14 protein-coding genes are annotated in these 13,453 nt (G+C 69.1%); 6 read left to right on the top strand and 8 right to left on the bottom strand.

Annotated features, from left to right (window positions below; genetic code table 11):
- The first annotated feature begins 31 nt into the window (after window positions 1-31).
- Entirely contained in the window at window positions 32-1,462 is a 1,431-nt protein-coding gene (locus O3X23_RS31790) for a flotillin family protein (RefSeq protein ID WP_269275684.1), read from the top strand.
- 651 nt (window positions 1,463-2,113) lie between these two features.
- On the opposite strand, the gene O3X23_RS31785 is transcribed toward O3X23_RS31790, so the two are convergent.
- Window positions 2,114-2,542 (bottom strand): hypothetical protein, encoded by a 429-nt coding sequence (locus tag O3X23_RS31785; RefSeq protein WP_269275682.1) that lies wholly within the window; start codon window positions 2,540-2,542, stop codon window positions 2,114-2,116.
- 34 nt (window positions 2,543-2,576) lie between these two features.
- Here O3X23_RS31785 and O3X23_RS31780 point away from each other — a divergent pair, with 34 nt between their 5' ends.
- On the top strand, window positions 2,577-3,248 hold the full coding sequence (locus O3X23_RS31780; protein ID WP_269275680.1) for an LAETG motif-containing sortase-dependent surface protein: 672 nt from the start codon (window positions 2,577-2,579) through the stop codon (window positions 3,246-3,248).
- 216 nt (window positions 3,249-3,464) lie between these two features.
- Here the strand turns inward: O3X23_RS31780 and O3X23_RS31775 are convergent, their stop codons facing one another.
- The 5 genes from O3X23_RS31775 to O3X23_RS31755 all read right to left on the bottom strand — a co-directional run bounded on the left by O3X23_RS31775 (window position 3,465) and on the right by O3X23_RS31755 (window position 7,347).
- Window positions 3,465-3,842: an STAS domain-containing protein gene (locus O3X23_RS31775; protein ID WP_269275678.1), complete on the bottom strand. Its 378-nt coding sequence runs from the start codon at window positions 3,840-3,842 to the stop codon at window positions 3,465-3,467.
- A gap of 45 nt (window positions 3,843-3,887) precedes the next feature.
- The gene (locus O3X23_RS31770; protein ID WP_269275676.1) at window positions 3,888-4,199 is read right to left on the bottom strand and encodes a hypothetical protein; all 312 of its coding nucleotides are present in this window, start codon (window positions 4,197-4,199) and stop codon (window positions 3,888-3,890) included.
- A 73-nt stretch (window positions 4,200-4,272) separates the two neighbouring features.
- Window positions 4,273-5,571 (bottom strand): ArsB/NhaD family transporter, encoded by a 1,299-nt coding sequence (locus O3X23_RS31765; protein ID WP_269275674.1) that lies wholly within the window; start codon window positions 5,569-5,571, stop codon window positions 4,273-4,275.
- Window positions 5,568-6,035, bottom strand: a complete 468-nt coding sequence (locus O3X23_RS31760; RefSeq protein ID WP_269275672.1) for a CBS domain-containing protein — start codon at window positions 6,033-6,035, stop codon at window positions 5,568-5,570. Before O3X23_RS31760 ends, O3X23_RS31765 begins: the two co-directional genes overlap by 4 nt.
- On the bottom strand, window positions 6,022-7,347 hold the full coding sequence (locus tag O3X23_RS31755; RefSeq protein WP_269275671.1) for a cation:proton antiporter: 1,326 nt from the start codon (window positions 7,345-7,347) through the stop codon (window positions 6,022-6,024). The genes O3X23_RS31760 and O3X23_RS31755 overlap by 14 nt, the downstream gene beginning before the upstream one ends.
- Window positions 7,348-7,592: 245 nt before the next feature.
- Between O3X23_RS31755 and O3X23_RS31750 the strand changes: the two genes are divergently transcribed.
- A complete protein-coding gene (locus tag O3X23_RS31750) occupies window positions 7,593-7,745 on the top strand; it encodes a hypothetical protein (protein ID WP_269275669.1) in 153 nt (50 codons plus the stop codon).
- 513 nt (window positions 7,746-8,258) lie between these two features.
- Here O3X23_RS31750 and O3X23_RS31745 read toward each other — a convergent pair.
- On the bottom strand, window positions 8,259-9,680 hold the full coding sequence (locus tag O3X23_RS31745; RefSeq protein WP_269275667.1) for an ATP-binding protein: 1,422 nt from the start codon (window positions 9,678-9,680) through the stop codon (window positions 8,259-8,261).
- 241 nt (window positions 9,681-9,921) lie between these two features.
- Between O3X23_RS31745 and O3X23_RS31740 the strand changes: the two genes are divergently transcribed.
- The gene (locus O3X23_RS31740; protein WP_269275665.1) at window positions 9,922-10,734 is read left to right on the top strand and encodes a class I SAM-dependent methyltransferase; all 813 of its coding nucleotides are present in this window, start codon (window positions 9,922-9,924) and stop codon (window positions 10,732-10,734) included.
- A gap of 43 nt (window positions 10,735-10,777) precedes the next feature.
- The gene (locus tag O3X23_RS31735) at window positions 10,778-10,921 is read left to right on the top strand and encodes a hypothetical protein (protein ID WP_269275663.1); all 144 of its coding nucleotides are present in this window, start codon (window positions 10,778-10,780) and stop codon (window positions 10,919-10,921) included.
- 1 nt (window position 10,922) lies between these two features.
- Here the strand turns inward: O3X23_RS31735 and O3X23_RS31730 are convergent, their stop codons facing one another.
- On the bottom strand, window positions 10,923-11,597 hold the full coding sequence (locus tag O3X23_RS31730) for a class I SAM-dependent methyltransferase (RefSeq protein WP_269275661.1): 675 nt from the start codon (window positions 11,595-11,597) through the stop codon (window positions 10,923-10,925).
- 54 nt (window positions 11,598-11,651) lie between these two features.
- Here O3X23_RS31730 and O3X23_RS31725 point away from each other — a divergent pair, with 54 nt between their 5' ends.
- Complete coding sequence (locus O3X23_RS31725) at window positions 11,652-13,436, top strand: S9 family peptidase (protein ID WP_269275659.1); 1,785 nt, start codon at window positions 11,652-11,654, stop codon at window positions 13,434-13,436.
- Window positions 13,437-13,453: the final 17 nt, after the last annotated feature.

Below are 13,453 nucleotides of genomic sequence, written 5' to 3'. Positions count from 1 at the left end.
GCCGTCCCCCGGGAGGCAGGGGGGAACCATCATGAGTCCAGTCGCCGGCGCCGTCGTGGGAGTCGTCGTACTCCTCGTCCTGCTCGCCCTCGTCGTCATCACCCGCTACAAAGTCGCAGGCCCCAGCGAGGCATTCATCATTACCGGCCGCCGCGGGAAGTCGTCCACGAACCCCGAGACCGGCCAGATCAGCACCGACAACAGCGGCCAGAAGGTCGTCGTGGGTGGCGGCGTCTTCGTCGTCCCCTTCGTCCAGCAGAAGTTCACCCTGGACCTCTCCAGCCGGCACATCCCGATCGCAGTTCGCGGAGCCGTCACCCTGCGCGGCGTCAAGGCCAACCTCGAAGGCGTCGCGATCGTCAAGGTCGGCGGCAACGAGGACGCCATCCGGGCCGCCGCCCAACGCTTCCTGCAGCAGCAGGACGGCATCGTCGGCTTCACCCAGGAAGTACTCTCCGGCGCCCTGCGCGCCATCGTCGGCCGGATGTCCGTGGAGGACATCATCCGCGACCGCGCCGCCTTCGCCGGGCAGGTCGCCGAGGAGGCGGAGGCGAGCTTGTCCGGGCAGGGCCTGGTCCTGGACGCCTTCCAGATCCAGGACATCACCACCGAAGGCTCGTACCTGGAGGACCTCGGCCGCCCGGAGGCCGCCCGCGCCAAGCAGGAGGCCGACATCGCCGAGGCGATCGCCCGGCAGGCTTCCGAGCAAGCCCGGCTGAAGGCCGCTGAAGAGATCGCCATCGCGGAACGGACCTTCTACCTGAAGCAGGCCGAGATCAGGGTCGAGACAGAAGCCGCAGCCGCGAAGGCCAACGCGGCCGGACCGCTCGCCGACGCAGCCCGCCAGCAGGAGGTCCTCGCCGAACAGGAGAAGGTCGCCCAGCGACAGGCCGCACTGACCGACCGCCAACTGGACACCCAGGTCCGCAAGCCCGCGGACGCCGCCCGCTACCAGGCCGAGCAGGAAGCCGAAGCCCGCAAGATCGCCCTGGTCAAGCAGGCCGAAGCAGATGCCGAACGCGCCCGCCTGACCGGTCTCGGCGAGCAGCAGCACCGCGCCGCACTCGCGGACGCGGTACGGATCGAGGGCGAGGCCGAAGCCTCCGCGATCGCGGCGAAGGGCTCCGCCGAAGCCGAGGCCATGCAGAAGAAGGCCAACGCATTCGCCCAGTACGGCGATGCAGCGATGATCCAGATGTTGGTCGAGGTGCTGCCCCAGGTCGTCGCGAAAGCCGCCGAGCCGCTCAGCGCCATCGACAAGATGACGGTGATCTCCACCGACGGAGCAAGCCAGCTCTCCCGCACGGTCACCAACAACGTTGCCCAGGGCTTCGAACTACTCAGCTCCACCACCGGCGTCGACCTCGCAGAGCTGCTCCGGAGCATCACCCAGCGAGGCACCACAGCCTCGTCTCCCGCCCCCGCCGAATCATCCAACGGCAAGATCGAGATCTCCGAGTAGTGCGGCGGCGTCCGGTGATCCCGCGATACGGCTTGGCCGTAGCCTTCCCCGGTGAAACCGCGTGGATCGTCGCCCCGCGGGCCAGGAAGACAGCCCAGCCTCGTCGGATGGCCGGACTCTGTGCTGACCTCGCGACGAGGAAAGCTGCCGCGTCAATCCACGTTCACCCGGTCCCCGCCCCCCTTTGCCGGCGCTCGTACGAAAAATCGCAGGAGGGCAAGGAAAGACAGTTCACACGAAAACGGCTGGCTGGACGATATGCATGCGGGCGTTGAATTTGCGGTCGACGATACCGTCATGATGGCCGCACCGGGATCCTGGCGACGCGCTACGTCCCGGGGTCCTGGGCGCCGCATGAAAAGGGGGCCCGGCGTTGCGGCCATCGTCGCGTACTCCGGGCTCGCCAGGGGCTCGCACCTGATTTCAGGGACATTTCGGCCACTCCCTCGCGGAGGGCGAATCGGACCTAACTCGCCTGGGGCATCTAGGACTTTTCATCGAAGGAACGGGCCGCTCGGCGATATCGCCGAACAATCCAATCCATTACCTTCTCAGCGCTGCTCCTGCCCCATGACATAGGTCACAGCCTTCTCATGGGAGGCGTGGGCAACTTTCCCAAAAAGGTTGATTTGTACTTCGCTGAATGCATGGTCAACTGTCAGCCCGACACGAAATAGCTCGCACATGTAGCACAATTGGCAGTAAGATCAGCCGAGCCGTTCTGTGTGACCCTTCCCACGGCGGCTTCTCCCTTTCTTTCCTGGACCCGAGAGGTCTTGTCATGAAGCTTCGCCGCTCTTTGGTGACGGTCGCTGCGACCGCTGTTATAGCGCCCGCCGCGCTCCTGTCCGCTACCGCCGCCTTCGCCGACACCACGGTCCCCGGTGCCGACGTGTCCGCGACCACCTCGGCGTCCCCGAGCGCCTCCGCCTCGCCGTCGGCAACCGCCACCACGAAGGTCGCCCCCACCGCGTCCGCCACGACCTCTGCCTCTGCCTCCCCGACGGCCACGGCCTCCGCGTCAGCAACGGCGACCACCTCCACCAAGCCGACGGTCTCACCGACGCCGGCGAAGTGCACGGACACCAGTGACCCGGAATCCGACGGTCCGCCGGTGGACAAGACGTTTACCACGACTCTCACTGGTCTGCCCTCGAAGATTGTCGCAGGCAGCGGCTGGCACGGCCTCACGATCGACGTGTCGAACAACTCGGCCAGGAGCTACCAGCGCGTCGACTTCGGTGCGTTCGCCGTCGCGGTAGGCGGCAAGGACTTCTCGGACACCTCCCGGCACCTGAAGCTTCAGTTCAAGAACTCCGACACCGGTGCCTGGCAGAACGTCTCGCTCAACGAGGAGAACCCGGACTTCGGCGGCCTGGGCTGGACCGACGTCCGGGCTCACGAGAAGTTCAAGCTGAGCTTGCGGATCGCGGCCGATGCCTCGACCCCCGCAGGTTTCGGCGTCGTGATCGGCATCGGCGCCTACGCCGACGAAAAGGGCAACTGCGTCTTCTCCAGCGGTCAGAACTTCTACGAGTTCAACATCCTTAAGGCCAACACCAAGCCGGGTCACGTACCGGACTCCAAGCCGCAGACCGGTGGCACTAAGCCGCTGCCGACCGTGAAGCCCGCCAACACCATCCAGGTGACCCCGGAAGGCCGACTGGCCGAGACCGGTTCCTCCTCCGCCATGCCGCAGCTCGCCCTCGCAGGCGGCGCGGCCGTGGCGGTCGGTGTGGGCGCGATGTTCATCGTGCGCCGTCGCAAGGCCAGCTCCGCCGTCTGATTCAGCTGACCGGCTAGCAAACACCCACCGCTCGTTGCCCTCCCCCATTCCCGGTCGTGGGCCGCGGCACCGGTCGCTCGTGAGTCCCGTCGCCATCAGGCGGCGGGACGCTGTGCTCAGAGCGGATGATGGATACGTGCACGCCGACACGCAAGGCGTCCAACTCACGGCAGCGCCATCGACTCGATGCACCTGACGCGCGCCGACCCCGCATGGTCATGACCGCGGCCAGGCCGGTTCGTCGTCGTAGAACAGCGCTCGATCCAGGCCGAGGCCGCGGAGACTGGTGCGCAGGGCTGGGCTGGCGCGGTGGACGATAAGGGTGGTGCCCTGTTCGCGGGCGGTTGCCATGAGAGGGAAGAACAGCGAGCCTGCCGCCGTCCCCAGACCCGAGATTTCCGCAAAGTCCAGATGGGCCTCGTCAGGTGATGCTTGAAGGAGCTCGGCCAGGAGGCGTCCGATCGGCGCGGCGTTGTCGTGGTTGATGTCGCCGTGCAGGCTCACCACGACGCTCTCGTGATCACAGCGGTGGACATGCACGTTGCGGCGCAGGGCGCGCGCTGCGCGCCATGCTTTCCATCCTCGTTCCGGCACGGTGGTTTCCCTTGGCTACGTCAGGTCCCGCTGGCCTCGGCCCGATCAGGGCCGTGGACGGGCGGACCCAGGTTGTACGACGGCGGCGATGGTGGTGAGGGTCAGTGTCAGGAGCGCCATGGCTATGCCGATGCCGGTGCAGAGCATGAGAATGTCCACTTGGGCGTGGGCCAGTCGCGGAATGGTGTTGACGGCCACGACCCCGTTGTACAGCAGCGCGCACAGCCTGAGGATCCGGCGGTGGGTGAAGCGGGATGCCAGCTGTGGCAGCGGGGCGCCGAGGAGCGGCAGGATACTGAGGGGGAGCAGGACGGCGCTGCTGATGGCCAGGGCCGACCAGTTGATGGTGGGGTTCATCGGGGGCCTGTCGTGGTTGCGATGTGGTGAAGGGGGGCCGGCCGGGGTGCAGCGGTGGCTGCCGACCGGGTCGTTAGGCGAGGGCGAAGTAGCGGAGCCAGATGTAGAGGGCGGAGACGGTGATGGTGACGGCGGCGACGGGGGCTCCGTAGCGGGTGAAGGTCCAAAAGCTGATGGGGGTGCGGTTGCGCTCTGCGATGCCCAGGACGACGACGTTGGCGGAGGCGCCGATGGCGGTGGCGTTGCCGCCCAGGTCGGCGCCTGCGGCCAGGGCCCACCACAGGACGGGTCCGTGGGGGTCGCCGACGGTGTGGACGAGGTCGGCGGTGATGGGCGCCATGGTTGCGACGTAGGGGATGTTGTCGACGATGCCGGACAGGATCGCGGACGCGCCGAGCAGCAGCATGGTGGCGCCCAGCGGGTTGCCGCCGGTGGCGTCGGCCAGGGCGGTGGAGACTTCGGTGATGACGCCGGTTTCGATCAGGGCGCCGACCATGATGAACAGGCCGGCGAAGAACGCCAGGGTGGGCCATTCCACGTCCGCCAGGACGTCGTTGGTTTTGACCGGGCTGATGGCGACCAGCAGTCCGGCGCCGAGCAGGGCCACGACGCTGGGTTCGTAGTGCAGCACCGGGTGCAGGACGAACGCGGCGACCACCAGGCCGAGCACGATCAGGCCCTGGGCGAGCAGTCGGCGGTCGCGGATGGCTTCCCGTTCGCTGAGCGCCATCACCTCGGCGGCGCGGTGTTCGTCGTAGATGAACGCTTTGCGGAACATGAACCGGCACATGCCTACCAGTACGGCGGTCAGGATCACGGCCAGTGGGGCGAGGTGGACGAGGAAGTCGTTGAAGTTCAGGCCCGCGCGGCTGGCGATGATGATGTTGGGCGGGTCGCCGACGAGGGTGGCGATGCCGCCGATGTTGGAGGCCAGCACTTCGGCGATCAGGAACGGTGCCACCGGCAGATTGAGGCGCTCGCACACCAGGAGGGTGACGGGGGCGACGAGCAGCACGGTGGTGACGTTGTCCAGCAGCGCGGAGGCCACCGCGGTGATGACCACCAGCATCACCATGACGCGGAAGGGTTTGGCGTGGGCGCGTTTGACCGCCCAGATCGCCAGGAACTCGAACAGTCCCGTGCGGCGCAGCACACCGACGATCATCATCATGCCCAGCAGCAGGAAGATGACGTTCCAGTCGATGCCGGAATCGGTGGAGAAGAACGCGGCGTCCGCGTCCGTGGCGCGCAGCGCGAGCATGAGGGCGGCGCCGCCCAGGGCGGCAGCGACCCGGTGCACCCATTCGGTGATGATCAGAACGTAGGCGCCGGCGAAGACCGCCAGGGCTGCCCAGGCGTGCCAGTTGTTCATACCGCACCCAGCAGGCGCTCAAGGAGGCGGGAGGCGGTGATAACCCCCAGCAGCCGGCCCTGCCCGTGCCGGTCGGCGGCGTGTTCGACGACGGCGACCAGCGGGCTGCGGGAGGTCGCCATCAGTGCGGCAACCTCTACTGCCGTGTCGTCGGCATCGGCGACCGGTGGCGGCGTGGCGCCCGTGGGCAGAACCTGGCCGACCGTGCGACCGGCCAGCGCCTGACACAGCCGGTCGGCGTGGGCCTCATCGATCACCGCCGCCAAGGTGGGGTCCTCCAGGACGTAGTTCGGCACCAGCAGGCGTACCAACTGCGAGGCGGGCAGGATCGCCTTCGGCAGGCCGTAGGCGTCCAGGACCAGAACAGCGGGCAGGCGTTGCTCGGCCAAAAGCCGGGCTCCGGCCAGCGCGTCATCGCTCTCCCCGATGCTGGGGTAGGGCTCGGCGAGGTCACGTGCGCGCACGTCGGGACTCCTTGTCCTGTGAGGTGTCCGCCCCCGCGGGGCGGGGTGCAGGGTCAGCGGCCTGGGACGGCAGGGGTGGTTGCGGGTTGCGGCCTTCGACGACGTCGGCCGTGATGTCGTCCTCGTCGTCCGGGATGCCGATCAGGTCGTCGACGTGGAAGAGGCGGGCGATGGGGACATCGCTGCTGGAGTGCACCGCGATGGACACCGCGATACACACCGCGATCAGGGTGTATGCCTGTTCGCCGTGCGGGATTCCGGCCTGCAGCACCAGCAGCCCGTAGACCACTGACGCGAAGCCCTTGGGACCGAACCAGGCCGCCACCCACCGCTCCCGGCGGTCGATACGCGTGCCCAGCAGGGCGATCAGCAGCGAAGCCGGGCGGATCAACACGATCGCCAGGACCACCACCACATACCCGCCCACCGACAGGCTCCCGAACAGGGCCGGGGTCAGCAGCGCGCCGAAGACCAGCAGGGCGGCGAACTTGCTCAGCTCCGCGAGCGCCTCGCCCAGGGCTTCGAAGGCGTGGGTGGTCTGCGGGGCGGCGGAGGCCAGCACCGCTCCGGCGGCGAAAGCCGCCAGGTAAGGGTTCGCACCGGTCAGGTGGCAGGCCGCGTACAGGACGATGCCGATCGCCAGCGGCCCCAGCGGCTGCAGACGCGGCTCCGCACCCAACCCCGGCAGCCGCACCACGGCCGTGACCAGCAGCGGCACCACCACGCCCAGCGCCAGGCCACCGGCCAGCTCCAGGCCCACCACACCCAGCGACCCGCTGCCCTCGGCGTGCAACGGACCGGCTGCGGTGATCAGGACCAGCACCACCGGCAACGCCAGCCCGTCATTGAGGCCCGACTCCACGTTCAGCAACTGCCGCAACCGAGCCGGCACCTCTTTGCGGCCCACGATCGCCGAAGCGAACACCGGATCGGTCGGCGACAGCACCGCACCCACCAACAACGACGTCGTCCAGTCCAACCCCACCAGATAGTGCGTCAGCACCGCCACACCGCCGAACGCCAACGGCATCCCGATGCCCAGAGCGCGGGCGGGGTGACGCCACGCACTACGCAGGCTGGGGAACGAGACGTGCATGCCGTCGGTGAACAGCACCGTGAATAGCGCCAAATCCGCGGTCGCGGTCACCAACGAGCTGTCCGGGGCGATGTGCACCAAGCCCAACGCCCCATCACCCACCACGGCGCCGGCGAGCAAGAACAGCAAGGACGTGGAGAGAACGGAACGGGCGGCCAGGCCGGACACCAGCACCGCAACCAGCAGCGCAACACCGAACACCGCGACAAGTACCACAGGAAACTCCCTGGATCGGCAGAAGGATCGCCAAAGCGATCGCCGACCAGACTTCCCGGCACACCGTCACCGAACTTACACGATCTTTACGCGCCCGACGACGAATATCCGATGGCCACTCCCCGCGCCGGGTACCGCAGGTCCCCGCCGCGGTGAGCGCGAGCGGGCCACGCTGGACGTTGCGGCCGCGAATGGTGTGCCAACCTCCTCGATCTGCAAACCCCCGACGAAACGGACGTGACTCGGTGAGCGACTTCCCCAGCAACATCCTCGCTCTGTTTTGGATCGTGGGCTGTGCCCTCGGCCTCGACGACTTGGCGCTCGACGTCCATCACGTCGTCAACCACGCTGATTCCGCGACGCTCCCGCTCTCCGCCCCGGACAACGCCGTCACGTGATCAGCCGCCAGAACGCCGGTCCCGACCGGAGACAACTTCACCGCGCACTCCCCCGCGTCTGGATGCAGTCTTCGGGCGGGACCGGTTCTACGAACATCAGGCGCGCTCGCCGGCCACGTACCGACGATTAGCCATGGAGTACTGACTGCACTCCCGAGCCGGTACTCGACGTTCAGGCAGTGCCGGAAGTACAGCAGCGAAGTACAGCAACCAGGGCGGCCAGCGGCGACCTTTAACGACCCTTGCGCTGCCTCTGACGTGCGTAGATGACCTCACCGACCGCGGTGCCCGTGATTCGGGACGAAGAGGCCGTGGGTTCAAATCCCGCCACCCCGACCATGTAACACAGCACGTCAGAGGCCCTGCCGGAGAAATCCGGCAGGGCCTCTGACGCGTTTGGGGCGCTAAGGGGTACAGCAACCTTTTCGGCCCCTCATGGCCGTCATCAACCTTCGGTCCTATCGGCGAACCATCACAGGCAGGGCCCACCGCCGACTTCGCGTGGTCCGCGGTTCAGCGGGCGCGCCAGGCGCTGAGCAGTTCTTCCGGCCCGAATGTCGCCTGGAGTCCGGAGCAGCTGACGCCGTTTCGGGAGACGGCGACGAGTGGGATCGGATCGTCGGTGAGCGCGGCTCTGTGCTTGTGCAGGGCGGCCAGGTCGTGGGCGTCGAAGGGGGATGTCTCCAGCCACTTGACCGACCCCAGGAAGAGCAACTGCTTGGCTACGGGCTGCCGGTCGGCGCCCACGAGGTCGATCTCGATATCGTTGCTGCGGGTCCAGTAGCCGCCGACAACCGGGGCGGCGGGCAGTTCGCCGTCAGGTAGAAGGCGGGCGAGAGACTCGCGGATCAACGGCTCGACGGCGCGTCCCCGCCAACTGGACCACTGGTCCCTGACCCGGGCCAGGGTGAGGTCGCCGCGCATGCGCTCGATCTCCGCCATGTGCGGATCAAGGAATGCCAGCCAGAACCGCAGATACGGATCCGCCACCCGATAGCGCCGCTCTTTCGAGGGGTGCAGCGAGACCGGAAGTTCGGCCGCGACGACGCGCTTGTCGATCAGCAGATCCGCCGCCCTGCTGAGGGTGCTGTGGGCGATGCCGCCGGCAGCGCGCGCGATATTGGTGAAGGTCCGCTCGCCCGACCCGATCGCCCGCAGCACCTCTCTGCCCATCGCCTGCGGGGGAAACTCCGCAGCGAGCGACCGCTCGGCCGAGACCAGGAGAGCGGAGATCGGGTTCTCCAGCGCCGCTTCGAGGAACTCCCACATGGAGCTACCGGCCTGCCACTCCCGGCAGATCAGCGGCAACCCGCCGGTGATCAGTGCGGCGTCGAAGGCCGCGGCCGGCTCCAGGCCGAGCATCTCGCCGATGTCGGCCGGGTTCAGTGCACCCACGACCATCTCCCGCCCACGCTGATGGAACGGCCGGTCGTAGCTGTTGAGCGCCTCCATCATCGACAGATCCGAACCGACCAGCAGCAACAGGACCGGTTTACGGCTGAGCAACCGGTCCCAGGCCCGCTGGAGCATGCCCTCGAAGGCGTCGATGCGCTCCATGAGGTAGGGCACCTCATCGATCACCACCACGCTCGGGGTGTCATCCGGCAGGATCTCCGCCAGGAGCCGGAAGGCCGCGTTCCACTGGCTCGGCGTCTCCTCCGCGAAGAGCGAGCGACCCGGCAGGGTGGATCCCGCCGCAGCGTCGAGCAGTTCCGCCAGCTCGTCCTCGGCCGAGCCGCCGCTGGCGGTGAAGAAGAGGTGGGGAACCTCCGTCTGCCGGAGGAACTCCTCGACCAGCGTGGACTTCCCGACCCGCCGCCTGCCGCGCATGAGCACGCACTGGCCGGGCTGGGCCGCGCCGCCGGCTTCTCCGACCTCGGCGAGCGCATTTCGCAGCGTACGCAGTTCTCGGTCCCTGCCGATGAAGCGGTGCATGAGGAAGATCCCGTCGTGGCGACACGGCAATACTGGCGCTATAGATAGTAGCGCCTCAGATACTATCGTGAATGAAAGTATTAATGTGCTCGGATCTCACGGCCCGACCGGATCACGGAGGACGGCACGGCGGAAAAGCCCGGGCCCTTTCGTCGGGTCTCACCTACAGTCGCTGCGGCGGGGGCGGCAGGGCTGAGCAGGGAGATGTCGCGTGGACAGGGTTGAGATCATTGCGGGGGCCATGGCGGCTTCTGTGGGGCATCTCGGGGTGCAGCGGGATCAGACGCGGTTCCGGGTGGGGCTGGTGGACGGGTGGGGGATTCCGGCCGGGGCCTCGGTGCTCGAAGTCGGGTGCGGGCAGGGGGACATGACCGCGGTGCTCGCGGACGCGGTCGGGCCCGGTGGGCGGGTGGTCGGGGTGGACATCGCGGAGCCCTCGTACGGCAGCCCGGTCACGCTCGGGGAGTCGGCGGCGTTCCTGGCCGACGGGCCGCTCGGGTCGCGGATCGACATCCGGTTCGGCGTCGACGTGCTGGACGAGGCGGTCTCGTTCCCGGACGACGCGTTCGACTACGTGGTGCTGTCGCACTGCTCCTGGTACTTCGCCTCCCTCGACCAGCTGCTCCGGACGCTGACGCGCGTCCGGCCGTGGGCGCGGCGGCTGTGCTTCTCGGAGTGGGATCTGCGGCCGCGCGGGGTGGAGCAGCTGTCGCACCTGCTGGCCGTGCTCGTGCAGGGCCATGTCGAGGCGGTCGGGGCGCGGGGCGAGGGGAACGTGCGGACGCCGTTCTCGCACGAGGCGCTGCTGCGGATCCTCGCGGAGGCCGGATGGCGGGTGGCATCCGAGCTGGAGGTGGACACGACGGGTCTGCAGGACGCCGACTGGGAGGTGGACGCCGCGCGGCGGATGGCCGGCTCCGACCAGCGGTTCGCGGAGCTGACCCCGCTGGCGCGGGGCTTCCTCACCAGCCAGCTCGACGTGCTCGGCTCCCTCGCCAGGGACAAGGGGAACGCGCCGCTGCCGTCGTACGCCTTCACCGCGGACCGTGCCTGACGGGCCTCTCGCTCCCCTGGTTCCGGTGCGGCATGCTCGGGATATGGCCTTCCTCTTCTTCATGACGCTGCCGGGCCTGGTGGTCCTGCTGACGGTCGCCGCGTTGGTCGACCAGGTGATGCTGCGGGCCGGGATGGAGGGCGGGACCGGCGTGCTCCGGATTCCCGGCGCCGACAGCGCTCCCTGAGTCAGCCCCGCACCGCGCGCGATGCCCGGAGCGAGTACATCCCGTCGTGCTCGTGCAGGAACTCCAGCCGCAGGCCGGTGGCGGCGATCGCGGTGGCGACGTCGCCGAGCATGTGCTGCGTCTCCCAGACGTCGACGTCCGGGCCGCCGCCCGCGGCGTCGTCCGGCCAGTCGTCGGGGATCACGCGGGAGCCCGTCAGGGGATGGGTGTCGGTGAGGTACAGAAAGCCGCCCGGAGCGACGAGGAACGCGGCCGTCTCGGCCCAGCGGACCAGGTCCGGGAGCCGGGAGAGGGCGCCGGTGCCGGTGTACACGATGTCGTAGGCGGAGTCGGGGACGGCTTCGGCCGCGTCGTACACGTCGGCGGCGACGAAGGCGGCTCGGTCGGGCGGGAGGCCGAGGTCGGCGGCCAGGTCGCGGGCGGCCTCGACGGCGGACTCCGAGGAGTCCAGCCCGACGACCCGGGAAGCGCCGCGGCGTGCCCAGGCGAGGGCGTCGTGGCCGAGGTGGCACTGCAGGTGCAGCAGTGACTTGCCGGCGACGGAACCCATCTCCGCCGCCTCGAACCGGCGGATCACGTCCTCGCCGGCCGGGAAACCCGCGGTGTGGAACGGCACGCTCTCGCCCCACCTGGCACGTTTCGTCACTCGTCGGTCCGCCGGGGTCCCCGTGTCCATGGGGAGTGACCCTAGTCGGGGTGAAGGCGCCCGGCCATCGGGTTTGATGGAGCCATGAGTGAAGTCACGGCTGCCATGCCGGAATGGGAAAAGCGTTTCCGCGCGCCTCGGGTGGGGCTTCCGGAGTGGGCGGAGGACGCGCCGCAGCGCTGCCTCTTCGTATCGAACGCGACCGGCACGTTCGAGCTGTACGCCTGGGACCGGACCACCGGCGAACGCCGCCAGGCGACGGACCGGCCGAACGGGACGACGGAGGGCACGCTGTCCCGCGACGGCGAGTGGGTGTGGTGGTTCTCCGACACCGACGGTGACGAGTTCGGGGTGTGGATGCGCCAGCCGTTCGGCGGCGGTGAGGACGAACCGGCCACGCCCGGCCTCGCCCCCTCGTACCCGGCCGGCCTGGCGCTCGGCGCGGACGGGACCGTCGTGATCGGCCGGTCGACGGATGACGAGGGCACGTCCGTGCACGTCGCGCGGCCGGGCGCCGAGCCCGTCGAGATCTACCGGCACGCGGAGTCGGCCGGGATCGGCGACCTGTCGGAGGACGGCACGCTGCTCGTCATCGAGCACACCGAGCACGGCGACGCGATGCACGGCGCGCTGCGCGTGGTGCGGCTCGACGGCTCGACCGTCGCCGAGCTGGACGACTCCCGCGGCGGCACCGAGGAGCTCGGGCTCGACTGCCTCGGCTTCGCGCCGGTGGCCGGGGACACCCGGCTGCTCGTCGGGCACCAGCGCGCCGGGCGCTGGCTGCCGATGGTGTGGGACGTGCTGACCGGCGAGGAGACGCCGCTGGCGATCGACCTGCCGGGCGATGTCTCCGCCGAGTGGTACCCGGACGGTTCCGCGCTGCTCGTCGTGCACTCGTACCGGGCGCGCAGCGAGATGTTCCGGTACGAACTGGCGACGGGCGAACTCGCCCGGCTGGAGACCCCGCGGGGGACGGTGAGCAGCGCGACGGCCCGCCCCGACGGTTCGGTGGAGTACCTGTGGTCGTCGGCGGAGCAGCCGGCGGTCGTGCGGTCCACGGCGGGCGGGATCGTGCTGGAGGCGCCGGGGCTCAAGGCCCCGGCCTCGGTCCCGGTCGAGGACGTGTGGGTGGACGGCCCGGGCGGGCCGGTGCACGCCCTCGTCCAGAAGCCGGAGGGCGACGGGCCGTTCCCGACGGTCTTCGAGGTCCACGGCGGCCCCGCCTGGCACGACTCCGACGCTTTCGCGGCCGGGCCCGCCGCCTGGGTGGATCACGGCTTCGCCGTCGTCCGCCTCAACTACCGCGGCTCCACCGGCTACGGGCGCGAGTGGACGGACGCGCTCAAGCACCGCGTCGGGCTGATCGAGCTGGAGGACGTCGCGGCGGTCCGTGAGTGGGCCGTCGGCTCGGGGCTGGCCGACCCGGCGAAGCTGGTGCTCTCCGGCGGCTCGTGGGGCGGCTACCTGACGCTGCTGGGGCTCGGCACGCAGCCGGCCGCCTGGACGGCGGGGCTCGCGGCGGTTCCCGTCGCCGACTACGTCACCTCGTACAACGACGAGATGGAGGCGCTGAAGTCGCTGGACCGCACGCTCTTCGGCGGCTCGCCCGCCGAAGTCCCCGAGCGATACGAGGCATCGTCGCCGATCACGTACGTCGGGCAGGTGACCGCGCCGGTGTACCTCTCGGCGGGCATGAACGACCCGCGGTGCCCGATCCAGCAGATCGACAACTACGTCGAGCGGCTGGTGGCGCTGGGGAAGGTGCACGAGGTGTACCGGTACGACGCGGGGCACGGCTCGCTCGTCGTCGAGGAGCGGATCAAGCAGGTGCGTCTGGAGCTGGCCTTCGCGATGAAGCACGCGCTCTGACGCGTTTCTGACGAGTT

The organism is Streptomyces sp. H39-S7, from assembly GCF_027158205.1.
Lineage (GTDB): Bacteria > Actinomycetota > Actinomycetes > Streptomycetales > Streptomycetaceae > Actinacidiphila.
The sequence above is the reverse complement of the archived record's forward strand: the minus strand, read 5'-3'. Positions and strand labels throughout refer to the sequence as shown.